This window comes from Qipengyuania pacifica, assembly GCF_019857205.1.
GTDB classification, from domain to species: Bacteria; Pseudomonadota; Alphaproteobacteria; order Sphingomonadales; family Sphingomonadaceae; genus Qipengyuania; species Qipengyuania pacifica.
Window position 1 is genome coordinate 83,239 of sequence record NZ_JAHWXO010000008.1, and the last position, 25,085, is coordinate 108,323.

Sequence of the window (25,085 nt, forward strand, 5' to 3'; positions counted from 1 at the left end):
TCTATGCGCACCAGTTTCCTGTTCACATCCGAAAGCGTTTCGGAAGGGCACCCCGATAAGGTTTCGGATCAGATTTCCGACGCCATCGTCGATCTGATGCTGGCCAAGGATGCGGAAGCGCGCGTGGCTTGCGAAACCATGACGACCACCCAGCGTGTCATCCTGTCGGGCGAAATTCGCTGCGCGCCCATGTACGACGCCAAGAATTCCGACTGGGCCGTCAACGGGGGATGGGCACCCGGTGCGAAGGAAGAGATCGAGCGCGCTGTTCGCCAGACCGTGCGCGATATCGGCTATGAGCAGGACGGTTTTCACTGGAAGACGCTGACCTTCGAAAACCACCTTCACGGCCAGTCATCCGAGATCGCCCAAGGCGTGGATGCAAGCGGCAACAAGGACGAAGGTGCAGGCGATCAGGGCATCATGTTCGGATTCGCATGCGACGAGACGCCCGATCTCATGCCGGCGACCCTCGACTACAGCCACAAGATCCTCGAACAGCTGGCCGCTGACCGCAAGAGCCGCACTGCACCCTTCCTCGAGCCCGACGCCAAGAGCCAGGTTACGCTGCGCTATGAAAACGGCAAGCCGGTGGCCTGCACCGCAGTGGTCGTTTCGACCCAGCATGGCAAAGGCTATCATGAGGGCGAAAAGGAAGCCGAACTCAAGTCCTATGTGAAAAAGGTTGTCGGCGATATCATGCCCGAAGGCTGGCTGACCGACGAAACCGAATGGCATATCAATCCCACCGGGGCGTTCGAAATCGGCGGACCCGATGGTGATGCCGGCCTTACCGGCCGCAAGATCATCGTCGATACTTATGGTGGTGCGGCCCCGCATGGCGGCGGCGCCTTCAGCGGGAAGGACCCGACCAAGGTCGACCGTTCAGCCGCCTATATCACCCGCTATCTGGCGAAGAACATCGTGGCGGCCGGACTTGCCAAGCGCTGCACTATCCAGCTGTCCTATGCGATCGGAGTATCCAAGCCTCTCTCGCTGTATGTTGATACTCACGGCACCAGTGCCGATGGCGTCACCGATGAGGCACTCGAGGACGCGATCCGCGGGATCGAGAAACTGGGTGGTCTTACCCCGCGCGGTATCCGCATGCATCTCGGATTGAACAAGCCGATCTATCGCCAGAGCGCGGCCTATGGCCATTTCGGTCGTCAGGCCGATGGCGAGCACTTCCCTTGGGAGCGCACCGATCTGGTCGACGATCTGAAGGCTGCGCTAAACTAACGTTCAGCCGTGTTCTCCCTTGCGCGGGCTGGGGCGATCGAGTGCCAGCTCCGCATCGGAGAAAGTGAGCGGCGTGCGTACGCCGGGAATGCCATCGAGATCGAGACGCATGCCGCGGGCTTTCACCTGAGGGTCGTCGAACACGGCATCCACGGCGTTGACGCGGCCGGCCGGGATCCCAGCCGCCGCGCAACCGGCAAGCAATTCGTCCATCTGCCACTTGGACGTTTCACCTGCGATAATCGCATCGAGCTCATCGCGATTGGCCAGGCGTCCCTCGTTGGTGGCGAAGCGTTCGTCGGTCAGCAGATCGTTGCGACCGAGTAGGGTCAGGAGGCGGCGGAAAAGGCCGTCGTTGGCAGGTGCGAGCACAACCTTGCCATCGGCGACGGGGAATACGCCATAGGCGCTGACCTGTGCGTGCTCGTTACCCATTCGGGGTGGATTTTCGCCGGTAGTGAGAAAATGCATCGCCTGGCTGGCAAGCAAACCTACCGAACAGTCCAGCAGTGCCATGTCGACATGCTGTCCGCGACCTGTCCGCGCGCGCATGGCGAGCGCGGCCTGAATGCCGATAACGGAGTACAGTCCGCAGGTGAGGTCCGATATGGAAATGCCCATCTTCATCGGCTGTCCCAGCGGCTCACCCGTCAGGGCCATGAAACCGCTCATCGCCTGAATAACGAAATCGTAGCCTGCTTCGTGCGCACGCGGTCCCGTCTGCCCGAACCCCGTAATCGAGCAATAAACGAGCCGGGCGTTGACCTGGGCGAGGCGTTTATAGTCGAGGCCGAATTTCGTCAGTGTCCCGGTTTTGAAGTTTTCGAGCACTACGTCGGCTGAGGATGCCAGATCATGGATACGAGCCAGATCATCCTCGTCCCTGAAATCGGCGATAATCGAACGCTTCCCCCGATTGGCGGCGTGGTAATAGGCGGCTTCACGTTCCCCGTGGTCGCGCTCAATCCAGGGTGGGCCCCATTTGCGGGTCCCATCGCCATCGGGGCTTTCCACCTTGATCACGTCGGCACCGAGGTCGGCGAGGATCTGGCCAGCCCACGGGCCTGCCAGGACGCGCGCAAGTTCGAGGACTTTCAGCCCGGCAAGGGGAGCGTTCGGATTGCGAGGGGTATCGAGCCACATGGCGTGCGGCTTGCGCGGCAGCTTCGCGCCGGTCAAGTCACTCCATGCCGACGGATGCGGCGAGGCTGCCGATGGCATCGAGGAATTCTTCGCGGAAATCCTGAACCACCTGTCGGCTGGAACGAACCTGTTCGACCAACCCCACGCCCTGACCCACGAAATAACTTACCAGCTCGTTCGCACCCTTATTGCCCGACGCAGCCTCCCGTTCGATCCGGGCGAAAGCGGGTTCGGAGACCATCCCCATCAGCGGCATGGGGAGGGTTCCCGGACCGCCCGGCGCATCCCAGGCATCGTGCCATGCTGTCTTGAGTTGGCGAGCGGGCTTGCCAGTCCGGCTGCGCGAGCGGACCGTATCGCGACTGCGCGCTGCGACCATCTTGGCGCGGAAAGCCTCGCTCGTCTCCGCTTCGGGTGTGGCGAGCCAGACCGATCCCGTCCATGCTCCCTGTGCACCCGCCGCCATCATTCCGGCCATCTGACCCCCGGTCATGATGCCCCCGGCAGCGAGCACCGGGATATCATAACCGTGGTGGGCGAGTTCGCGCACGACCTCGGGGACGAGCACCAGCGTCGATACTTCGCCGCAGTGGCCGCCCGCTTCCGTGCCCTGCGCAACGATGATGTCGACACCCGCTTCGGCCTGGCGGATCGCATGTTCCTTGGCCCCGACCAGCGCAGCTACCGGCACGCCGCACTGCTTGCCTTCCTTTATCATCGCGGGCGGGGCAATGCCCAATGCGTTGGCAATCAGCCGGATGGGATGTCGGAATGCGACTTCCATCAGGGCAAGGCCGTTCTCGGAGGTGATACCCATGCGTTCGCGAAGGATCGGCATCTCGGCTTCGGGCGCAATTCCATATTGGCCGAGAACGGAATTGACGAAGCCTTGATAGGCGGGATCGATAGCCGCAGCCCGGCTCTTGTTATCGGACAATTCGCTGACGCGAGGATCGATCACTTCGGGAACGAGAACATCCACGCCGTAAGGTGCCCCGTCCACATGCGAATCGATCCAGGCAAGCTCTTGCTCGAGCTGCTCGGGACTGAAGCGCGTAGCGCCCAGCACCCCGAACCCGCCCGCCTTGCTGACGGCAGCCACAACGTCGCGACAGTGGCTGAAGGCGAAGAGTGGAAACTCCGCCCCGGTCAGTTCACATATGCGGTTCATCGGCATGGGCATGTCCTCCTGGGAGACAGCCTATCCCGCGCACTCGGCTGTGCAAGCCGCCTTTACGGGCGGGTCATCGTAACCGGAGCGTCGCCGGGCGATGGCTTCCACCGGGTTTCAGGCGGAAATACCTCGTCAAGAGTACCCTTTTGCCAGGCCCCGTAAACGGGGTTCGGTACGAGAAACCAGCCATTGCCCCAAAGCTGTGCGTATTCGCCGCGCGCGACCATTGTCCGCCGCGCAGCAATCGCACTTTCATCCGCGTTGAATACGTCGGCAAAATCGCCGAGATTGTCGCCTGCCATGGCGATCACGCAGTAATTCTCGGCTATCTTCGCCCGGCGCCCATCCTTGCGGCTTCCCATATCGTCGTCGCCGCGCAGAAAGAGGGTTTGTCCGTGTACAGCCGGCCCGGTCCCCGCTGCTTCGATCGCTGCCACGGCACCAGCAGCGGTGTCCGAATCGCGGTTGGTATTGAAGATGACCGTAATTCCGGCTTCACGAAGGCGGCGCAGGCCGGTCACTGCACCAGGGACCGGTTGCGCGATCCCGGCGCCGTTATTGGCCCATTGTGCCCATTCGTCGGCATCGAACGGCTTACCCGTCAGTGCCTGCCAGTATTCATAGCCTGTATTAAGGAGCACCGTCTCATCGACGTCGAACACGGCTGCAAATGGTTTGGCAGTACCGTCGGCCTTGATGCAGGACGGCGTTCCGATGCTGCCAGTGGTCCCGTTTGGCAGACCCATGGGAACCGATTGCGGAGCCTTTCGCTGGCGGACAACGGCGATCGAGTAATCGGCGATCTGACGCCAGGTCTGGATAGACGCCGCTGCAGCTTCGCCCGAACCGTAGAGCCAGCGCATGGTGTCCGGCGCCGTTTTCACGTTCCCCGCCGTCGCGGAGCCAGCGACAGGGCCCGAATTCATGGTCGCGCAACCGGCTAGGGCCACTGCGCTGGCGGCGAGGGTCAAAATTTGTTTCATTTAAAAGGTCCAGAACGATCAAGAGAATGCAGGTCGCGGGATTTGCCACAGCAAGCCATGGAAACGCAATCGACTGTATCAACGACCGGAAGTGGTTGACTATGTACGCGCCACAGGTCCTTGCGACCCAGAAACTCGCGTCGAAATCAACCTTGTGCCCCCTGAAAATTGATAACATTCTCAACACTACAATAATTGTGCAACGCAGCAGGAAGGCGCGCCGAAGCCGCTGACGCAAGTTAAGGGAAATCATTGCGTTAATGACGAGGCTGCGAAGTTTGTTGCGCATTATGCAATCAAAATTGTCCTTTTCGCACTTGCACAAAAGCCGCTTGGCACGCATATCTCCTCGTGCCTTTTAGGCATCCTCTCCCAAGACTTTTAAGCCCGGTTGGTTTTCCAGCCGGGCTTTTTTCTGGCTTGAGCGGACCCGCGCGGCGTCTTCCTTCATTGTATCTCACAGGGGCCACCCCCAAGTGAACCAGCAAGACGAACAGGAACGGGAATACGACCCAATGGCCGATGCGGACGCTGCGACAGCGGTAGAAGAAAAGACAGTGAGATTGCAGGTCGCAGCAGCGCGGCAGGAAGAAAGTGGCCAGGGTATCGCGCGTATGCCGCGTTCTGCTTTCCAGGCGCTGGGGATTACCGAGGGCGATGTCGTCGAGATTACCGGAAAGCGCGCAACCGCTGCCATCGCCATGGCCGCTTATGACGAAGATCAAAGTCTCGATGTGGTGCGGCTCGACGGTCTCCAGCGCGGCAATGCACAGGTCGGGTCGGGCGAGCATGTGAACGTGGTTGTCGCCGAATCGCGCCCTGCGACCCGAGTGGTGTTTGCGCCGGCGCAGCGGGAAATGCGTTTGCAGGGCCCGGCGCAGGCGCTGAAGCGCAACTTCTTCAGAAAGCCTCTTGTCGCGGGCGACCTAGTTGCGACGACCGGACAGCAGCCGGTTCAGAACATGCCACCGGAAGTGCGCCGCATGTTCAACGCACCAGCCTATGCCCTCACGCAGATTCGCCTGAGTGTGGTCGCGACGACACCCAAGGGCATCGTCCATATCGACGAGAATACCGAGGTTGAACTGCGCGCCGAATTCGAGCCGCCGCGCGATGCGCGTGCGGTCGTCAATTATGACGATGTCGGCGGCATGGGTGAAACCATCCAGCAATTGCGCGAGATGGTCGAGTTGCCTTTGCGTTACCCAGAATTGTTCACGCGCTTGGGTGTCGATCCGCCCAAGGGCGTCTTGCTGCACGGCCCGCCGGGAACGGGCAAGACCCGGCTTGCTCAGGCAGTCGCCAATGAAAGCGATGCCAACTTCTTCACCATCAACGGTCCCGAGATCATGGGGTCGGGCTATGGCGACAGCGAAAAAGCGCTGCGTGAAGTTTTCGAGCAGGCGACGAAGGCAGCACCGGCCATCATCTTCATAGACGAAATCGATTCGATCGCGCCGAAGAGAGATCGCGTTCCGGGCGAAGCGGAGAAGCGGCTTGTTGCGCAGCTTCTGACCTTGATGGACGGGCTGGAAGCCCGCTCGAACCTGGTCGTGATTGCTGCGACCAACCGACCTGAAGCGATCGACGAGGCATTGCGCAGGCCTGGACGCTTCGACCGCGAGATCGTGATCGGCGTACCTGACGAAAGTGGGCGCCGGGAAATTCTTGGCATCCACACACGCGGAATGCCGCTGGGCGACAGGGTCGACCTGAACGAACTGGCCAAGGCGACTTACGGCTTCGTCGGGGCAGATATCGCGGCACTTGCGCGAGAAGCAGCGATCGACGCGGTACGGCGGATCATGCCGCGAATCGATCTGGACGAGCGAACCATTCCACCTGAAGTGCTCGACGACCTATATGTAGGCCGCGAGGATTTCCTCTCTGCGCTGAAGCGTATCCAACCAAGCGCCATGCGCGAAGTCATGGTTCAGGTGCCCAATGTCGCATGGTCCGATATTGGCGGGGTCGGCGATGCTATCGGCAAGCTCAAGGAAGGCATCGAGCTGCCAATGAAAAACCCCGAGGCGTTTCATCGTCTCGGTATCCGGCCTGCTCAGGGCTTTTTACTTTATGGACCCCCCGGTACAGGCAAGACCTTGTTGGCAAAGGCCGTCGCCAAGGAGGCGAAGGCGAACTTCATTTCGATGAAAAGTTCGGACTTGCTATCCAAATGGTATGGCGAGAGCGAACAGCAGATCGCACGGATGTTCAAACGGGCGAGGGCTGTCGCGCCCTGCGTCGTGTTCATCGACGAGATCGACAGTCTGGTTCCGGCACGCGGAAGCGGGCAGGGCGAACCCCAGGTGACCGGGCGGGTGGTGAATACCATTCTGGCCGAAATGGACGGGCTCGAAGAATTGCAGTCGGTGGTGGTGATTGGTGCGACCAATCGTCCCACTCTTGTCGATCCTGCGCTGCTGCGCCCGGGCCGCTTCGACGAACTGGTTTATGTCGGAACACCCGACAAGGGCGGTCGCGAACAGATCCTGCGGATACACACGAAGGACATGCCGCTGGCTGACGACGTCAATCTGGTCGATGTAGCTTCGAAGACCGAACGCTTTACCGGCGCGGACCTGGAAGACGTGGTGCGCCGGGCAGGCCTCAACGCGCTCCACCGAGCAGGTGGCGACGTGCAGGAAGTGACCGGTGCCGATTTCACCGAGGCCTTGGGAGACAGCCGCGCCACCGTGACGTCTCAGATGGAAGCGGAGTACAAGAAGATGCAGGGCGAACTGAAGAAGCGCGCTGCAGATGTGCGACCGATCGGCTTCGTTTACGAAGGAATGGTCGAAAGCACGCGTGACGAGAAGCACTCGCCGCCGGCCGGGGACTAAGCTCCGGTTGCGCGCTGGTTCGCCGCTTCCACTTCGAGTCGGTGGCGGATCAGCGCGTCTGGCTGGTTCTGTTTGATCCAGCCGAGCATGTGTTCGCGGACTTCGCAGCGCAGCGTCCATAGGTCGCCAATCGTCTCTGCGCTCATCGACAGACGCAACTCGACGCTTTCCGGATAGGCTTCGGTCATCAACAATTCCAGATTGCGCCCATCCCACAACGGATTGGATTGAACGAAGCGTTCGAATTCCTCGCGGATCGGATCGATCTCGGCGATGGGATCGAGATGCAGCATGACCGGCCCTGTCAGCCGCTCGCTTACCCGCGACCAGTTTTCGAAACTCTGGTCGAGAAAGCGTGTCGTAGGAACGACCAGAACGCGTTCGTCCCAAGTGCGGACCGTCACGAAGCTCATCCGGATTTCTTCCACGCGCCCGGCCTGATCATCGACCTTGACCAGATCCCCGATCCGTAGAGGCTGTGTCAAAGCCATCTGTAGTCCAGCAATAAGCGATTTGAGTGCAGGCTGCGCAGCGGCGCCCACTGCCAGGGCGGCGAGACCTGCCGAGGCCAGCATTGTAGTCCCGACATCGCGAACACCGGGGATGTTGAGCATGATCAGGGAAATCGTGATGATGACGATCCCGACCTTTACAGTGCGCGACAGGATCGCAATCCGTGTGAGGCGACCACGGTGCGCGACCGGGTCACCCGAGAATCCGATCTGTCTTTCAAATCCTAGGGCGAGACCGCGTACGGCAGAATAGGCGACCCATCCTACCACGGCGGGGATCAGAAAGCGTGTCAGGATATCCCAGCCGCGGCCGGTCAGCGCATCGTTCTCTGCGGAAATGGCAACCGCGAACGCTATCGCGGCCCAGCGCAGCGGTTTACGGACTGCTTCGACTAGAACATCGTCAAAGACACTGGTCGATGTCCGCGCAATTCGACGCAGAATGGCGAACACGATCCAGTGTATCACGACGGCGATCAAGATGGATGCCGCAAGCGCGATCAACGTGTGGATCAGGCCTTCGACGGAGATCGGCCAATTGGCAGGATAGTAGCGGTCAAGCATCGGCGTAATCGGTATGGAGGCACGCTGGGTAACGCAAGTCCAAGCAGCCGGTGCCTTAATCCGTCACAGGCAATACGATCGAGACTTGCAAGCCGTCCTTGGTGAAGTTGCGTTCGAATGTCCCGCCGAACTGACGGGCAGCACTGGTCATGAGCAGGCTGCCGAAACCCTTCCGTTCCGGCAGTTCCTCCAGATCGGCACCGCTTTCGCGCCAGGTTAGCGTGAGCATGCCATCATCTTCCGTCCAGCTGACATGGACTGTGCCCCTGTTTTTCCAGGCTCCGTATTTGACGGCATTGGTGGTCAGTTCGTGCAGAACGAGACCCAAAGGCGTAACACGCTTGGCCGGCAGCATGACGTCCGGACCTTCGATCTCGGCCGGATGCTTGCTGGAGCGATACGGAGCGAGCGAGGTTTCGACCAATGCGCGGAGCGAGGCGACGGGCCTCTCCAGCTCGCCCTGACTGACCTCATGCGCGGTCAGCAGCGCGCGAATGCGCTGAGCGATACTGTCGGTGACTTCCTTCGCTTCGGGCTTATCGCGCGCGCTCATCTGGACGATCGCGAGGATGACGGCGAACAGGTTCTTCACCCTGTGATTGAGTTCGCGTGCGAGCAAATCGGCGCGATCGCGCGCTTCGCTGACTGCGGCTGCCTGCGATGCTTCGGCTTCCGCCCGCGCGGCGCGACCGACAAGGCGTGCCCCTGCCAGCATGGCGATGATGAGCAGCACGAACAGGGCGCCGAGCAGCGGCAGAACCCGAGCTTCACTTCGTGCAGCTTCGGCAGCGCGTTCCGCAAGAATCCGGCTTTCGATATCTTCCATTTCCGCAATGGCGCGAACCAGCCGCTCCATCGCTTCGACGCCTTCATCCGTCAGCGTCGCACGGCGGGCATCGAGCAGACGACCATTTTCGAGCAGTTCGACACTTTCAGCCATTTCATCGAACTTGGCGCGCGCCAAGGCGTCAATCTGATCGATCAGTTCGACCTGCCGCGCCGTCGCATCATCACCGAGGAGTACGCGTACCCGATCGAGTGACGGCTCCAGCTGTTCGCGGGCCATCTGGTAGGGTGCAAGATACCGCCGATCGAGCGTGATGAGATAACCGCGCTGGCCGGTCTCGCCACTAAGCGCGGCGCTGTTGATCTGGCGCAGTTCTTCCAGCACCTCTACCGTACGTTCGACCTGACGGCGCTGTGCGCGTTCGGCCTCTACGGTCTGATAGGCTAGAACGATGGTCGCAAACATGGCCGCCGCGATGACAAGCAGCAGGGCCACATTCATCCAGCGCGGGTTTCGCGTACGCGCGACGAAGTCTTCGATCTCGCTCAGTGTGCTGCCCCCCAACTGGTTCCGGTACCGATATCGACACCTAGCGGAACGTCAAGCTTTACAGAAGGTTCGGCCGCACCGACCATAACGTTTTCGATGACCTTGCGCGCTGTATCGACATCGCTTTCGGGCAGTTCGAACACCAATTCGTCGTGGACCTGAAGCAGCATCTGCACATGAGCGAGCCCTGCAGCTTCCAAGGCAGGCATCATGCGAACCATCGCCCGCTTGATAATGTCGGCGCTGGTCCCCTGGATCGGAGCATTGATGGCGGCCCGCTCGCTACCCTGGCGTTCCGCCTGGTTCTTCGACCCTATCCGCGGGAACCAGGTCTTGCGACCGAACAGCGTTTCCGAATAACCGCATTCTCGGACCTGCTCGAGGGTGCGAACGATGTATTTCTGTATGCCGGGAAAGCGCTGGAAATAGGTGTCGATCATGGCCTGAGCCTCGTCGGCTTCCACTCCGAGGCGACCTGCAAGACCCCAGCGCGATATACCGTAGAGGATGGCGAAATTGATCGTTTTTGCGCGCGCGCGCGTATCCCGATTGACCTCGCCAAACATTTCGCTGGCCGTGCGCGAGTGAATGTCCTCGCCGTCGGCGAAGGCTTCCTTCAGGCTTGGCACGTCAGCCATGTGTGCGGCTAGGCGAAGCTCGATCTGCGAATAGTCGGCAGCTAGGAGTACGTTGCCGTCCTGGGCAACGAACGCTTCGCGAATCTGGCGCCCTATTTCTGTACGAATGGGAATGTTCTGAAGGTTCGGATCGGTTGAAGACAGACGACCCGTCTGTGCACCGACCAGGCTATAGCTGGTATGGACACGCCCGGTTTCGGGATTGATCGCCTGCTGGAGGGCGTCTGTATACGTGCTCTTCAACTTGGCGAGCTGCCGCCATTCCAGCACCTTGTCGGCGATTTCCGCTCCATCGGCGGACAGGCGCTCCAGTACGCTCTGATCCGTGGAGTATTGCCCGCTCTTCCCCTTCTTGCCACCTTTGTAGCCCAGCTGTTCGAACAGCACTTCGCCTAGCTGTTTGGGGCTACCGACGGTGAATTCGCGCTCGGCTATGCCGTGGATTTCCTTCTCCAGCCGCGCCGTTTCGCTCGCAAATTCTTCCGACAACCGCGCCAGCTGGGCGCGATCGACCTTGATGCCATGACGTTCCATGCTGGCGACGACAGGCACGAGAGGCCGATCGACGCGCTGATAGATTTTCGTGCCGCCTTCAACGGCGAGCCGGGGCTTGAGCAATTTATACAGACGCCAGGTTACGTCGGCGTCTTCCGCGGCATATTCCGTCGCCTTGTCGAGCGGCACTTCACCGAAGGGAATCGCCTTCTTCCCGGTGCCGCATATTTCCTTGAAGGTAAGACAGGTGTGGCCAAGGTGGCGGTCCGCAAGCTCGTCCATCCCGTGTCCGCCGCCGATGCCGTCGAGCTGACGGCCGGCGTCCAGATCGAAGCTGATGATCATCGTGTCTTCGACAGGGGATACCGCAATGCCATTGCGAGCGAGGACGTTGAGGTCGTATTTGCCGTTGTGGAAGACTTTCGTAACGGCATCGCTTGTCAGCAGTGGTCGCAGAGCGGCGAGCGCGGGAGCCTTTTCGATCTGCTCCGGCCGTTCTGCAAACATATCGTTCCCGCGATGACCCAAGGGGATGTAGCATGCATCGTTCGGACCGAGCGCCAGGCTGATCCCGACCAGATCGCACAGCATGCAATCGAGTGAACTGGTTTCCGTATCCACGGCAACGAGCCGGGCGGCATGCGCGCGCTGGATCCATTCTTCGAGCCGGGACAGCGTTTGCACGCATTCATAGCTGGAACGATCGACAGCAGGATAATCGGGCGGAGGCTGGCGATTGCCTTGCTCGCCGGGGGTCACGCCTTTGGTATCCTGCCGGGCGGGATCGAGTTCGGTCGTTCGCGCGGGGCTGCCAGTGCCGGCGTCGAGCCGCTTCAGCAGACTGGTAAAGCCATGTTTGCTGAGAAAGGCAGCCAGCGGTTCAGGCGGCACTTCCACCAGCTTCATGTCGTCCAGCGAGACGGGCAGGCCGCAGTCCTCTTTCAATGTGACGAGCACGCGGCTGAGCTCGGCGTCTGCGCGATGTTCGAGCAGGCGTTCCTTCAGCTTGCTCGTCTTCATGCCTTCCGCTGCGTCGAGCGCGGCGGTCAGCGTGCCGTGTTCGGCGATGAGCTTGCTGGCCGTTTTCGGCCCGACGCCGAAGATGCCGGGAATGTTGTCGACAGAATCGCCCATCAGCGCGAGTACATCGCCCACGAGCTCCGGCGGCACACCGAATTTCTCGATGACTTCGTCGCGTCCGATGCGGGCATTCTTCATCGTATCGAGCATATCGATGCAGCCGCCTGCCTCGACGCCCGGTTCGAGATCTTCGTCGGCGCATTGGCCGATCAACTGCATCAGGTCCTTGTCAGAACTGACAATCGTGACGTCCCAGCCCTTTCGCGTCGCCGCGCGGGCATAAGAGGCGATCATGTCGTCCGCTTCGACGTCAGGTTCTTCAATGCAAGGCAGGCTGAAGGCGCGCGTTGCGTCTCGAATCAAAGGGAATTGTGGCACCAGATCTTCAGGTGGGTCGGGCCGATTGGCCTTGTACTGGTCGTAAAGATCGTTGCGGAAACTGTGGCTCGACTTGTCGAGTATCACCGCGAGATGCGTCGGGCCGTCGGCTTTATGAAGATCGTCCGCCAGCTTCCACAACATGGTGGTATAACCGTAAACAGCGCCAACCGGCGTGCCTTCAGGGTCGGTCAACGGGGGAAGGCGATGGTAGGCGCGGAAGATATAGGCCGAGCCGTCAACGAGATAGAGATGTGGTTTGTCACCCATGGCCGGGGCTTAGCAACGGGCAGACCTATTGGGGAGCGACTTTTTCTCCCTATTAAGATCGCACGGGAATCACGGAGAGCTCGCCCTAATTAAGGCGGAAATGTGGCGGTGAGAGTGCGATTATCCTTGCGATGCCTCAATCCCGCCACTATTCAGCCACTGTGACGCCTCAATTGGGCGCTCGCTCGGTGTGGGGACGCAAGTCTTTCGTACCGTAAGCAAAACTCGCTGTTCAAGGATTTATACCTATGCGCAAGATCGCTCTTTTCGCTGCTGCTTCGGCTGCTGCTCTGACCCTCGCCGCCTGTTCGGAAGCTACCGAAGATTCGGCTGCGACCACTGCTGACAACGCTGCTGCAGACGCTGAAGCGAACATGGAAGCTGCTGGCGACGCAATGGAATCGGCTGGTCAGTCGATGGAAGCTGGCGCTGAAGACATGGCTGCCGACGCTGACCACGCTGCTGCCGAAGTCGAAGCAGACGTGCAGGACGAAACCACCGCAGAAGCTCAGGCCGACTAATCGACCTGCTTCGCGAACGGTTTCCCGTTCACGTATAGAAAAGGGCGGTGCCTTTCGGCACCGCCCTTTTTTAATGGTCGATGAGAGCGAGCTTATTCGCCGCCGTAATCGGCACTCGCCCAGTTGCGTCCATCCTGCGCTCTTGTGCCGAACCCATTATAAAGTGCCTGCGTAATCGTCGAGATACGTGAATCGCGGTTGGCGCGTGCATTGAGCTTTTCGCTACGGCTACCATTCTCGACGGCCATGGACGGGCTCTGGCCAGTCACATAAATCGCGGCGGCAATCGCACGCCCGTCGGGCGTCAGAAAGATACCAATGTCGCTAGCGGTACGAGCCAGCGTACCCGTTTTATGAGCAAGATTGGCGCTTACCGGCAAGACCGAGCGCATGCGCCGTTTGCCAGTAGTCGTTTCAAGCATCGCATCCAACAAGACGCGGCGGGAATGCTCGCTCAGCCATTTGCCCTGATAAATGCCGGCAAGCAGTTGGCCCATCGCGCGCGGGGTTGCGCTATCCTTCGTATCGACGCTCCAGGCCGGATCGATGCTACCGTCCTGGCGAATAAGAGTGGCGATATTGCGGGTGAGTTCGAAGCCTTCGATACCCGCTCCTCGCATCCATTTATTGACGGCGGACGGTCCACCAACTGCGTTAAGAAGGGCATCGGTGCAGTCGTTGCAGCTCTTGCTGATCATCAGGCTGAGGTGGCGGTATGCAGGCATATATGCGCCGCCGGGGCGGGGAAGCCGATATTCGCTGGTGAGGCTCCACCGGCCCTCATCCACTCCCGCGAGATAGGTAGCTGCAATGGCGACCTTGCTGGTGCTTGCCAAGGGAAACCGCTGATCGGCGAGTACGCCTATTTCCCGGCCAGACGTCAGATCGACCGCATAGACACCGATCCGCCCATTCGATCCATCGGCAAGCTGAGCAATCCGGCTTTCAAGGGGCGAAGAATAGAGCGTCCCTTGACTCTGAGGCACGCGCAACTCGGTGCCCAGAGTATTGTCGAATTGCGCTTCGAAGCCGCTTCCCTGTGCGAGCGCCGGGGCGGCAAAGGCCATAGCCCCGATTGCAAGCAACCGTCCGAAAATTCCTTTTCCCATATCGACCCCATACACCCTCTATGGTTAGGCAAATATTAATGCCTCGAAAATGTGTCGATACAAGGGCATGGCGACGAAAGGTGTCGTCAGGAAGACAGTTCATTCCGTCCGGTTGTTACAACTGACCGCGTAAGACGCTAGGAATTGACAATAACCTGTTCGATTTTCGCCGTGGTTTCACCCGACAATGTCTTGTCGATTTCACCGACCAGGCGTTTTTCCAACTCCGAATGATAATGGCGCCGCATTTCGCCAAGCGTTTTAGGATCGGCGATCACGAGCACGTCCGAAATCTCTCCGGATATGGATTTCTCGTTCAGCCATTCTGCCGCTGCAGCGCCGTGTGCAAGCTCGTTCAGATCGGTCCGGCCGTGCTGTTGGCTGACGGGATCCTGATGCTTCACTCCTGCACTGAAGTTCGTGACACTTAGATCCGGTTTTTCGGATGATCCGAGCTTGGGTTCCAAAGCTGTGCCGCTGTTACGCATCACGATGAAATTTTCCCCATCGACGATGGCAACATGGGCATTGTTGGGAAGGCGCATGGAATTTGTCTCCTGTTGTTTTCGTTTGCACGAGATGGAACGAGCGAGAGTGCCAAGAGGTCCAGACTTGAGCGTCGGAGCGTTTCGCGGCACACATTGACCGCATGGGAGAGATCGACGGCGCAAGCGCGCTTGAACCCGGCCTGGCGAAAGCGCTTGCACGCGTAGGATTGGCTGCACCAGAAGGATTGCGGCGGCTCACCGGCGGGGCCACGATGGAAAGCTGGTTTTTCTCCAGCGGCGCCGAGGATTTTGTCCTGCGCCGCGCACCCAGCTTGTCATTCATGGAGGGGCGACCCTTCGGCCATGAAGTCGAAGCTGCGATCATAAACGCCGCTCACAATGCGGGCGTGATGGCACCGGAGGTGGTTGTCGGGCTGGAGCCGGCCGATGGGATCGGCAGTGGCTTCGTCATGCGAGCTTTGCCGGGTACGGCAGAACCGCGCGTTATCTTGGATATGAAGCAGCCGGGGCGGCTTCTTGAGGAAGTCGCCCGCGACCTTGCGCGAATCCATGCCATACCTCGCTCCGCACTACCCGACGATGTGCCGGAACTGGATTACGCAGAAGCCGTCGATGGCCTCAAACAGCAATTCGAAGACTCTGGCGGCGACCGGCCTATCATTGCCCTTGGCCTCAAGTGGCTCCGAGACCATTTGCCGGAGCCTGTCGAGCCAGTGCTCAACCATGGCGACTTCCGTCTTGGCAATTTGCTTGCCGAAGATTCACATCTCACCGGCGTACTGGACTGGGAGTTATGCCACTTCGGGGACCGACACGAAGATCTCGCCTTTGGATGTATGGCCGTCTGGCGGTTTTCGCGGATTGATCGCCTCGCGCTGGGGCTTGGCTCGTTAAAAGACTATGTGGTTGCATATGAGCAGGAGAGCGGTTTTGGCGTGGACCTGGATCGCTTCCGTTTCTGGCTGATCTATCGCACGGTTTGGTGGGCCCTCGGCTGCCTCCGCATGGCGAGTTTTTGGCGTAGCGGCGATGACCGCATGCTTGAACGCGTCGTGATCTCGCGCCGCACGAGCGAACAAGAGCTCGACCTGCTTCTGCTGTTGGAAGAGGACTCGCCCGAGGAGGAGCGGGCACGCCCGGTGCCTCCGATTGAGAAACGGCCAGAGCCGCAGGGGGAGGCGAGTATGGGCGAAATCGCAAGTGCGATTTCGGAATGGTTGGCCACGATAAAAGATCGCATGGAAGGCCATGACCGGTTCCAGCTTGCAGTGGCACGCAATGCGCTGGGCATGTTGGCGCGGGGCGACCAGATTGTGTCTGAATGCGAAGACAGACATCTCGCGCAGCAATTGCTCCGTGGGGAATGCTCTTTGAGAAATCCCGGGGTGCTTGCTGCCCTTCGCCGTGCCGCGTTGGACAAGCTTGTTGCAGACGTGCCCAAATACCCAATGCTCGAACGTGCTCGCGCAAAGTGGACAGGAGAGGACTGATGGATTTCGCAATACCGCAAGCGCTCGAGGAGTATTACGCCGAACTCGAAACCTTCATCGGGACGGTCATCGAGCCGATGGTGGCGAAAGACGACAATCAGCGTTTCTTCGACCACCGTCGGGAAGACGCACGCACGGATTGGGAGCGGGGCGGGCTGCCGTCCCAACTATGGGAGGAATTGCTGGGCCAGGCCCGGAAGGCTGCAGACGAGGCGGGTCACTGGCGTTTTTCTGCTCCGAAGAGATACGGCGGGAAGGACGGCTCGAACCTGTGGATGGCTGTCATCCGTGATCGCTTCGCGCAGCGCGGCCTTGGTCTCCATAACGATCTGCAGAACGAGCATTCCATCGTCGGAAACTTTCCCTTCGTCGCCATGTTCGAAACGTTCGGGACTGAGGAGCAGAAACGGGAATTCATCAGTGGCGGTTTCGAAGGGACGCGGCGCGTCGCGTTCGGGCTGACGGAACCCGATCATGGCAGCGACGCGACCTGGATGGAAACGACCGCTGTGCGCGAGACTCGCGATGGCGTGGACGGGTGGCGGATCGATGGCGAGAAGATGTGGATCACCGGAATGCACGTGGCCACGCATTGCGCGATGTTCGCGCGTACCTCGGGCGAAGATGGCGAGGCCACGGGGATCACCTGCTTTCTCGTCCCCAATCCCACCGAAGGGCTGCAGATCGAAGAATGGATGTGGACCTTCAACATGCCCACCGACCACCCTCGCCTATCGATAAAAGGGGTTTGGGTCCCGGACAGCGCCATCCTCGGCAGGGAAGGTCGCGGTTTGGCACTGGCGCAAAGCTTCGTGCACCAGAACCGTATCCGCCAGGCGGCAAGCAGCTTGGGCGCAGCCCAGTTCTGTATCGAAGAGAGCGTGCGCTATGCGCGAGAGCGAAAGCCGTTTGGGGAAGAATTGGCGAAGAACCAGGCTATTCAGTTCCCTTTGGTTGAACTGTCCACTCAATGCGAAATGCTGCGCCTGCTGATCTACAAGACCGCATGGGAAATGGACGCACTGGACCATGAGGAGATCGAGAAGACGATGTCCGACAAGGTTTCGATGTGCAACTACTGGGCAAACCGGCTGGTTTGCGAAGCCGCGGATCGGGCGATGCAGGTGCACGGCGGCATCGGCTACTCACGCCACAAGCCGTTCGAGCACATCTATCGCCACCATCGCCGCTACCGCATCACCGAAGGTGCGGAGGAAATCCAGATGCGTAAGGTGGCTGCGTACCTGTTCGGCTACCTTGGTCCGAAGCGCGGGAAATACGGGTGATCGACAAACGACATTGCCAAGCCCCCCCGGGATGCTAGCCATTGCAGCGACTTGAGGGAGTTATCAATGATCGCACGTATATCGCTGGTTGCCGCACTGCTCGTGACCACTGCACCGCTCGCTGCACAGGGGGCGCCGATCGTGCTTCCGGGTGCGCCGGGCGCGGAGCCCCGCGTCATCGACGCAGCAGAAGCCATTGCTCTTTCCGATACACGCTTTTCGCCAGCCGATGTGTCTTTCATGCAGGGAATGATCGTCCATCATCAGCAAGCTGTCGATATGGCGAAACTGGTCCGGCAGCGCACCAATAACGAAGCGGTGCTAAAGACGGCCGATCGGATCGAAGCGGGGCAGAAAGACGAAATGGATTTCATGCGGACCTGGCTGGAGGACCGCAATCTTGACGTGGCCATGCAGGGCATGGGCCATGCCCATCACACGATGAAAGGAATGGCGTCGCCGGAGCAGATGCGCGAACTGGCCGCCGCGAACGGCACCGCCTTCGACCGCCTGTTTCTCGAGCTCATGGTCGCCCACCACCTAGGGGCGGTTGACATGGTGGATGAACTGCATGGCGTGTCGGGCAGCGCCTACGATCCGGTGATGTACGAATTCACCAATGATGTCGTCAGCGACCAGCGGTCCGAAATCGATAGAATGAATGCAACGCTTGCGACGCTCTCGACCGATCCGCGCGCAACGCTGAAGCCCGGTTTTCGCGACGCGGGCGAGGCGATTTCCAATATGCGCCACGTGGTGGCGCTGCAAAAGCCTGCAGGATTCTTCGACCCCGAAAACCCGGCTCAGTTGCAGCCGATCAAGGAGCGCGACAAAGGCAAGGACGAAGCGAAGAATACCTCTCGCAGGGACGGCGACGAGGAGGAAGACGAGCCTCAATTCGGCGAGCGCGGTTCGCTGCTGAGCTTTGCCTTCACCGATATGGCTTTCAGCGGCGATATGATGGTTGCGGGTAGTTACCACGGTTTCAACACTTATCGTCTCGGACAGGACGGCGTGCCGCAACTGATCAGCTCGGTCGTGTGCCCGGGCGGACAGGGCGATGTATCTATTGCCGGCAATCTGCTGGTCATGAGCGTCGAAGATCGCCGGGGCCGGATCGACTGCGGCCTTGAAGGAGTGGATGACAAGGTCAGCGACGAGCGTTTCCGCGGGCTGCGTATTTTCGACATCTCCGACATCACGCGTCCCAAGCAGGTCGGTCTGGTGCAGACCTGTCGCGGCAGCCATACCCATTCGATCGTCGACGCCGACGATCGCCGTCTGATCGTGTATAATTCGGGCACAAGCTATGTGCGCGATTCCGAAGAGGTTCCGGGTTGCTTCAGCGCGGGCGGTGATAACACGGCGCTCTTCAGCATCGACGTGATCGAGATTCCCGTCGCCGATCCATCGAAAGCCCGCATTGTTGACCGGCCCCGGGTATTTGCCCGCGATGGCGAAATTGCCGGTCTGTGGGGCGGGGGCGATCACGGCGACGGCACGCAGGACACCAGTCAGACGAACCAGTGCCACGACATTACCGTTTTCCCGGCAAAGAAGCTGGCGGCCGGGGCATGTTCGGGCAATGGCATCATTCTCGACATCTCCGATCCCTTGAAGCCGCAGCGCATCGACGATGTGACCGACAAAGGGTTTGCCTATTGGCATTCGGCCACCTTCAACAATGATGGTACCAAAGTGCTATTCACCGACGAATGGGGCGGGGGCGGCCGGCCGCGCTGCCAGGCCGGCGACCCCAAAAACTGGGGCGCGGACGCGTTCTACGGAATCGAGAACGGCAAACTGGTTTACCGCGGGACCTACAAACTTCCGGCGCCGCAGGGCGACAAGGAAAACTGCGTTGCCCATAACGGATCGATCATCCCCGTTCCCGGGCGCGATATCTTCGTGCAGGCGTGGTATCAGGGCGGCATCAGCGTGATCGACTTCACCGACGATCAGAACATCCACGAAATCGCCTATTTCGACCGCGGGCCGATCGACAAGGATCAACTCGTCACGGGCGGTTACTGGTCGGCCTATTGGTACAAGGGGCGGATCTATGCGACGGAAATCAGCCGCGGTCTGGATGTGTTCGCACTCGAACCGAGCGAATTCCTGACGGCCGAGGAGATCGCGGCTGCAGAAGGTGCGCTGTACGCCGATGGCGTCTTCAACCCGCAAACACAGACCCAGGTGACATGGCCCGACGCGCTGGTTGCGGCAGCCGAGGACAGCCGCAAAGGCGGATGAATTCTCCGTCTCGACTGCGCTAACGAGAAGGCCCCCGCCGATCGGATCAGCGGGGGCCTTTCGATATGAGGGATTGGAACCCTAGCCGGCGGGTTGGGACTGCACTTCTGCGGCCGCGAGCTGTACACGCTGGGCCAGCGCCGGATCGGTTTGCATTGCCGTACCGATTGCATTGAATGTTTCGGCATCGAGACCGGAGTTGGCAACAATTTGCGCAGCCTGTTGCTGCTTGGCAGCTTCATCACCCGACAGAGTCTGAATTTCGACGACCGCTGCAGCGAAGCTTTTCACCTGTGTATCGGTAAATTCTGCATCAGAGGACTGTTCACCCATTGCCGGGCTTGCCGGCGCATCCTGAGCAGGTGCTTCCTGGGCTGGCATAGTGGTTGCCGGATCCGCGGTCTGTTCTTCCATGGACTGAGCGGCAGCACCGCTAGCAAGAACCATGGCGGAGCCTGCGAGAAGAATATTGAGGGTTTTCATAGTGTTTTCCTTTGGACTGGTGTCCCCTGTGCAACCGATATGCGCATGATGGTCGGCATTGCGAACAGCTGGTGGGTTCAATTGTGTCTAAAGGAAGGCAGATACCCAGACATGTCGCTCACCTGCGATGAGTTGAGTGCAGCAAGTTGGGCGACACTTGCGAATCTCTAAAGAAAAGGCCCGGCAGGATCGCTCCTGCCGGGCCCAATCTCCGGGTTGGTCGAATAGGACTTAGAAGCCCATTCCACCCATTCCACCCATGCCGCCCATGTCGGGCATTGCGGGGGCAGACGACTTGTCTTCCGGCTTGTCGACGATCGCAGCTTCGGTCGTGATAAGTAGACCGGCAACCGATGCAGCGTTCTGCAGGGCAGTGCGCACCACCTTGGTCGGGTCGATCACGCCAGCCGACACCAGGTTTTCATAGGTGTCGGTAGCGGCATTGAAGCCAAGGTTTTCGTCGTTGCCGTCGGTCAGCTTGCCCGAAACAACCGCACCGTCGTGACCGGCATTGGCTGCGATCTGGCGAACCGGAGCGGTCAGCGCACGGCGGACGATGTCGATGCCGCGGGTCTGGTCGTCGTTCTCGCCGGAAAGGCCGTGGAGAGCCTTCGACGCGTAGAGCAGCGCGGTACCGCCGCCCGGGACGATGCCTTCTTCGACAGCTGCGCGGGTTGCGTGCAGCGCATCGTCGACGCGGTCCTTGCGTTCTTTCACTTCGACTTCGGTAGCACCGCCGACCTTGATGACGGCTACGCCGCCAGCGAGCTTGGCAAGACGTTCCTGCAGCTTTTCCTTGTCGTAATCGCTGCTGGTATTGTCGATCTGCGTGCGGATTTCCGTAACGCGGGCCTTGATGTCGCCTTCGTCACCGGCACCGTCGACAATGGTGGTGTTGTCCTTGTCGATGGTGACGCGCTTGGCTTCGCCGAGCATGCCGAGCGTGACGTTCTCGAGCTTGATGCCGAGATCTTCGCTGATCATTTCGCCCTTGGTCAGGATCGCGATGTCCTGCAGCATCGCCTTGCGACGATCGCCGAAGCCCGGAGCCTTGACCGCAGCAACCTTGAGGCCGCCACGCAGCTTATTGACCACGAGGGTAGCCAGCGCTTCGCCTTCGATGTCTTCAGCGATGATCAGCAGCGGACGGCCCGACTGGACAGCCGCTTCGAGCACCGGAAGCATCGCCTGAAGGTTCGACAGCTTCTTTTCGTGGATCAGGATGTACGGGTTTTCGAGTTCGACCGTCATCTTGTCCGGGTTGGTGATGAAGTAGGGGCTGAGGTAGCCGCGATCGAACTGCATGCCTTCGACGGTTTCGAGCTCGAATTCGAGACCCTTGCTCTCGTCGACGGTGATCACGCCTTCCTTGCCGACCTTTTCCATGGCTTCGGCGATCTTTTCGCCGACTTCACGGTCGCCATTGGCCGAAATGATACCGACCTGTGCGATTTCATTCGAGCCGGACACGTCCTTCGAACGGGTCTTGAGGTCTTCGACGACCTTCGAGACAGCGATGTCGATGCCGCGCTTGAGGTCCATTGGGTTCATGCCTGCTGCAACCGACTTCATGCCTTCGGTCACGATCGACTGGGCAAGCACGGTGGCAGTGGTGGTGCCGTCACCGGCGGCGTCGTTCGACTTCGAAGCGACTTCCTTGAGCATCTGCGCGCCCATGTTCTCGAACTTGTCCTTGAGTTCGATTTCCTTGGCGACGGTGACGCCGTCCTTGGTGATGCGCGGAGCGCCGAAGCTCTTGTCGATGACGACGTTGCGGCCCTTGGGGCCGAGCGTCACCTTGACGGCGTTGGCGAGGATATCGACGCCGCGCTGAATGCCTTCGCGGGCATCGCGGCTGAATTTTACGTCTTTGGCAGCCATAATGCTGTCCTTTCCGTTCAGATTTCTATTCGATCAGATTACTGAAGTTGACACAGTTGACAGTGTCATGACGAAGGAGATGGGCTCAGCCCATGATCCCCATGATGTCGCTTTCCTTCATGATCAGCAGGTCTTCGCCATCGAGCTTGACCTCGGTGCCGGACCATTTGCCGAACAGAACGCGATCGCCAGCCTTGACGTCGAGCGGGGTAACCGTGCCGTCTTCAGCCTTGGCGCCCGAACCGACGGCGACGATTTCGCCTTCGCTGGGCTTTTCCTTGGCGCTGTCGGGGATGATGATGCCGCCTGCGGTCTTCTCATCAGCTTCGATGCGACGGACCAGTACGCGGTCATGCAGCGGACGAAATGCCATTGTGTGTGACCTCTTGAATGAGTGTGAATGTTCGTTGGCACTCCCACATCGAGAGTGCCAGCGAGGGGCATTTGGGGTCAGGCGCCAAGGGTGTCAACGGGGGCAGAGGGAAAAAATTCGGTCGGCGCGACAGGCCGGGGCAGGGGGTGGCCAAGACGCGCCCGGTTCCCTATCGCGCGCCCCAATTTCCAGATTAGCCAGCAAGAGGCCAGCCCGTCATGACGACCGACAAAACCATTGCCGCATTGACCATTCCCGAACAGATCTGGCTGTGGTTGCGCTTGAACATGGTGGAAATCGCCGGCGCCTTCGCCGTGCTGGTCATCGGCCTGCTGCTGGCAGGGATCCTGTCGGGTTGGGTGGCGCGCGCACTGAACCGGTCCGACCGCATCGATCCCACGGTCGCCAACTTTCTTTCCAACTTGGTCAAATATGCGCTGTGGGCGCTGGTGCTGGTCACCGTGCTGGCACAGTTCGGCGTGGAAACGACCAGCATCCTCGCTGCATTGGGCGGTATGGCGCTGGCCGTTGGCCTGGCTTTACAAGGCACGCTCAGCAATGTGGCATCGGGTGTGATGATCCTGGTGCAGAAGCCGTTCAAGATCGGGGAATCGATCAATGCCGGTTCCATTTCCGGTACCGTCCAGCAGATCGGCTTGTTCACGACCGAGCTCAAGCAGTTCGACGGCCTGTTCGTCATGGTCCCCAATTCGGAGCTGTGGAACCAGGCGATCGTCAATCTCAATCGTCATCCGACCCGCCGGCTCGAACTGATCGTGGGCATTGCCTATGATGACAGCATGCAGCAGGCGCGCCAGGAATTGCTGGCACTGGCCGAAGCGGATGAGCGCGTGCTGAAGGATCCGGCACCGCAGACCTTCGTCAGCTCGCTCGACGACAGTTCGGTGGGCATCGGCATGCGCGTGTGGTGCGCCACAGGTGATTATCTGGCGCTTTCCTGGGATCTGACCGAGGCGACCAAGGCGCGTTTCGACGACGTCGGTATTTCGATCCCGTTCCCGCAGCGCGACATCTGGCAGCGCAGCGCCTGAGCTATCGACTGGCGGGGCGCAGGGTCAGACCAAGCGCCTCGCGTCGATGCCAGCGCCAACCCAGCAGGGCCGCTGCAAAGGTCAGGCCCGTTGCAAGGCCGATCCAGACGCCCGTCCCTTCGAGCGGGGTGGCAAAGCCCAGCACCAGCGCGGTTCCGATACCCGGTACCCAATAGGCGAAGGCGGCAATCCACATGGGAATTCGGGTGTCCTGCAATCCCCGCAATGCGCCGGCGGCAACGGCCTGCATCCCGTCGAACAGCTGGAAGGCGGCGGCGATGACGATATATTGCAGCGCGAAGCCGACCAAGACGGCGTTTTTCGGATCCCACGGATCGACGTAGATCGCGATCAGCGGCTTGGGGATGACCACCATGGCAAGTGCGGTCAGAACCATGAAGCCGGTACCAACCACGATTGCGGTCCATCCCGCGCGCCGAATGCCGCCCTCGTCGCGCGCGCCATAGAAATAACCCACGCGGATGGTGGCAGCCTGTCCCACGCCGAACGGCACTTGGAAAGCCAGCGCCGCGATCTGCAGGGCCACCGTATGAGCGGCGAGCTCGCTCGCGCCGATATTGCCCATCAGGAAGGCGGCAGCTCCGAAGATCCCGGCTTCTGCTGTGATTGTAAGCGCGATTGGCGTGCCTATGGCAGCAATATGCCGGAAGCGCGCCCAGTCCGGTGACCACCAACGTCCAAAGATGTGATAGCGATGCAGCCGCGGATCGAGCCGGATGGCGACGATATAGGCAAGCAGCGTCGTGAAAGTCGTTATGATCGTCGCCACCGCGGCCCCCTGCAGGCCAAGCTCTGGCGCGCCGAAATTGCCGAAGATAAAGGCGTAATTTGCCACCGCATTGACGAAGATGCCGCCGGCAGTGATCGCCGTGGCGAAAATCGGGCGGTCGAGAGTGGAGACGAAACTGCGCAGCACGTTGTTGAACAGCATCGGCACCATCGAAAGGACGAGCAGCGTATTATATTCGATCGCCAGCGCGATGATCTGGGGTTCCTGCCCTGTCACGCGCATCAATGGGCCGAGTAGAAGACACAGACCCATGCCCACGATGCCGGCAAACAGGGCCAGCCACAGCGCCATGCGAACCGATCGGCGCACGGGCCGCAAGGCCGGGGCGCGCTCGCCGAGCTCTGCCGCCGCAACCGGGGCCACAGCGCCGGTCAGGCCGCACAGAGCCCACATGACCAGCCCGAACACGGCCACGGCCAGCGCCGACGCGGCCAGCTGGTCTTCGCCCAACCGCGCAATGAAAATCACATCGATGGCGTAGGTGAGCATCTGCAACAGGTTCGCCGTCGCTAACGGCCAGCTCAGCCGCAGCGTCGCGCGAAGTTCATCGCGCCAACCGTCGCCGCGTGTCCGCGGGGGTGTCAGAGGGGCTAGGTCTGCCATGATAAGCCGGCCCGGATATTGTGCCAAGCGTCCAAGACCAATGAGTTCCTGTACCC

At 60.3% G+C, this 25,085-nt stretch carries 19 protein-coding genes; 7 read left to right on the forward strand and 12 right to left on the reverse strand.

What is annotated here, in order from left to right; translation table 11 throughout:
• The first annotated feature begins 3 nt into the window (after positions 1-3).
• Entirely contained in the window at positions 4-1,242 is a 1,239-nt protein-coding gene (gene metK / locus KYK83_RS13115; protein WP_222828563.1) for a methionine adenosyltransferase, read from the forward strand.
• A 3-nt stretch (positions 1,243-1,245) separates the two neighbouring features.
• Here the strand turns inward: metK and KYK83_RS13120 are convergent, their stop codons facing one another.
• The 3 genes from KYK83_RS13120 to KYK83_RS13130 all read right to left on the reverse strand — a co-directional run bounded on the left by KYK83_RS13120 (position 1,246) and on the right by KYK83_RS13130 (position 4,542).
• Positions 1,246-2,385 carry a CaiB/BaiF CoA transferase family protein gene (locus KYK83_RS13120; protein WP_222828605.1) on the reverse strand — a complete coding sequence of 380 codons (1,140 nt, stop codon included), beginning with the start codon at positions 2,383-2,385 and terminating at the stop codon, positions 1,246-1,248.
• Positions 2,386-2,422: 37 nt separating this feature from the next.
• Positions 2,423-3,556 carry an NAD(P)H-dependent flavin oxidoreductase gene (locus KYK83_RS13125; protein ID WP_248284458.1) on the reverse strand — a complete coding sequence of 378 codons (1,134 nt, stop codon included), beginning with the start codon at positions 3,554-3,556 and terminating at the stop codon, positions 2,423-2,425.
• Positions 3,557-3,618: 62 nt separating this feature from the next.
• Entirely contained in the window at positions 3,619-4,542 is a 924-nt protein-coding gene (locus KYK83_RS13130) for a 5'-nucleotidase, lipoprotein e(P4) family (RefSeq protein ID WP_222828565.1), read from the reverse strand.
• 515 nt (positions 4,543-5,057) lie between these two features.
• Here KYK83_RS13130 and KYK83_RS13135 point away from each other — a divergent pair.
• Positions 5,058-7,385, forward strand: coding sequence for a CDC48 family AAA ATPase (locus KYK83_RS13135; RefSeq protein WP_222828606.1), 2,328 nt, complete (start codon positions 5,058-5,060; stop codon positions 7,383-7,385).
• Here KYK83_RS13135 and KYK83_RS13140 read toward each other — a convergent pair.
• The 3 genes from KYK83_RS13140 to polA are packed head-to-tail and all read right to left on the reverse strand — an operon-like array spanning position 7,382 to position 12,658.
• Entirely contained in the window at positions 7,382-8,461 is a 1,080-nt protein-coding gene (locus KYK83_RS13140; RefSeq protein WP_222828566.1) for a mechanosensitive ion channel family protein, read from the reverse strand. The genes KYK83_RS13135 and KYK83_RS13140 overlap by 4 nt on opposite strands.
• A 55-nt stretch (positions 8,462-8,516) precedes the next feature.
• On the reverse strand, positions 8,517-9,812 hold the full coding sequence (locus KYK83_RS13145; RefSeq protein WP_247714207.1) for a sensor histidine kinase: 1,296 nt from the start codon (positions 9,810-9,812) through the stop codon (positions 8,517-8,519).
• Positions 9,794-12,658 (reverse strand): DNA polymerase I, encoded by a 2,865-nt coding sequence (gene polA, locus KYK83_RS13150; RefSeq protein WP_222828567.1) that lies wholly within the window; start codon positions 12,656-12,658, stop codon positions 9,794-9,796. The genes KYK83_RS13145 and polA overlap by 19 nt, the downstream gene beginning before the upstream one ends.
• 248 nt (positions 12,659-12,906) lie before the next feature.
• Between polA and KYK83_RS13155 the strand changes: the two genes are divergently transcribed.
• Entirely contained in the window at positions 12,907-13,179 is a 273-nt protein-coding gene (locus KYK83_RS13155; protein WP_103022998.1) for a hypothetical protein, read from the forward strand.
• Between the two features lie 92 nt (positions 13,180-13,271).
• On the opposite strand, the gene KYK83_RS13160 is transcribed toward KYK83_RS13155, so the two are convergent.
• Complete coding sequence (locus tag KYK83_RS13160; protein ID WP_222828568.1) at positions 13,272-14,288, reverse strand: serine hydrolase; 1,017 nt, start codon at positions 14,286-14,288, stop codon at positions 13,272-13,274.
• Positions 14,289-14,425: 137 nt separating this feature from the next.
• Entirely contained in the window at positions 14,426-14,833 is a 408-nt protein-coding gene (locus KYK83_RS13165) for a baeRF12 domain-containing protein (RefSeq protein WP_103022999.1), read from the reverse strand.
• Between the two features lie 104 nt (positions 14,834-14,937).
• Between KYK83_RS13165 and KYK83_RS13170 the strand changes: the two genes are divergently transcribed.
• The 3 genes from KYK83_RS13170 (at position 14,938) to KYK83_RS13180 (ending at position 19,826) form a co-directional block, all read left to right on the forward strand.
• Positions 14,938-16,287 (forward strand): phosphotransferase, encoded by a 1,350-nt coding sequence (locus KYK83_RS13170; protein WP_222828569.1) that lies wholly within the window; start codon positions 14,938-14,940, stop codon positions 16,285-16,287.
• Positions 16,287-17,573, forward strand: a complete 1,287-nt coding sequence (locus KYK83_RS13175) for an acyl-CoA dehydrogenase family protein (protein ID WP_222828570.1) — start codon at positions 16,287-16,289, stop codon at positions 17,571-17,573. Before KYK83_RS13170 ends, KYK83_RS13175 begins: the two co-directional genes overlap by 1 nt.
• A 66-nt stretch (positions 17,574-17,639) precedes the next feature.
• Complete coding sequence (locus tag KYK83_RS13180; RefSeq protein ID WP_222828571.1) at positions 17,640-19,826, forward strand: DUF305 domain-containing protein; 2,187 nt, start codon at positions 17,640-17,642, stop codon at positions 19,824-19,826.
• A gap of 81 nt (positions 19,827-19,907) precedes the next feature.
• Here KYK83_RS13180 and KYK83_RS13185 read toward each other — a convergent pair whose 3' ends face one another.
• From KYK83_RS13185 to groES, 3 genes are all read right to left on the reverse strand, one after another.
• Entirely contained in the window at positions 19,908-20,309 is a 402-nt protein-coding gene (locus KYK83_RS13185) for a DUF4168 domain-containing protein (protein WP_222828572.1), read from the reverse strand.
• A 231-nt stretch (positions 20,310-20,540) separates the two neighbouring features.
• Positions 20,541-22,190: a chaperonin GroEL gene (gene groL, locus KYK83_RS13190; protein ID WP_222828573.1), complete on the reverse strand. Its 1,650-nt coding sequence runs from the start codon at positions 22,188-22,190 to the stop codon at positions 20,541-20,543.
• An 85-nt stretch (positions 22,191-22,275) separates the two neighbouring features.
• Complete coding sequence (groES, locus tag KYK83_RS13195) at positions 22,276-22,563, reverse strand: co-chaperone GroES (RefSeq protein WP_103023005.1); 288 nt, start codon at positions 22,561-22,563, stop codon at positions 22,276-22,278.
• A gap of 218 nt (positions 22,564-22,781) precedes the next feature.
• Between groES and KYK83_RS13200 the strand changes: the two genes are divergently transcribed.
• Positions 22,782-23,615, forward strand: a complete 834-nt coding sequence (locus KYK83_RS13200; protein ID WP_103023006.1) for a mechanosensitive ion channel family protein — start codon at positions 22,782-22,784, stop codon at positions 23,613-23,615.
• Between the two features lies 1 nt (position 23,616).
• Here KYK83_RS13200 and KYK83_RS13205 read toward each other — a convergent pair whose 3' ends face one another.
• A complete protein-coding gene (locus KYK83_RS13205; protein WP_221597044.1) occupies positions 23,617-25,029 on the reverse strand; it encodes an MATE family efflux transporter in 1,413 nt (470 codons plus the stop codon).
• Between the last annotated feature and the right edge of the window lie 56 nt (positions 25,030-25,085).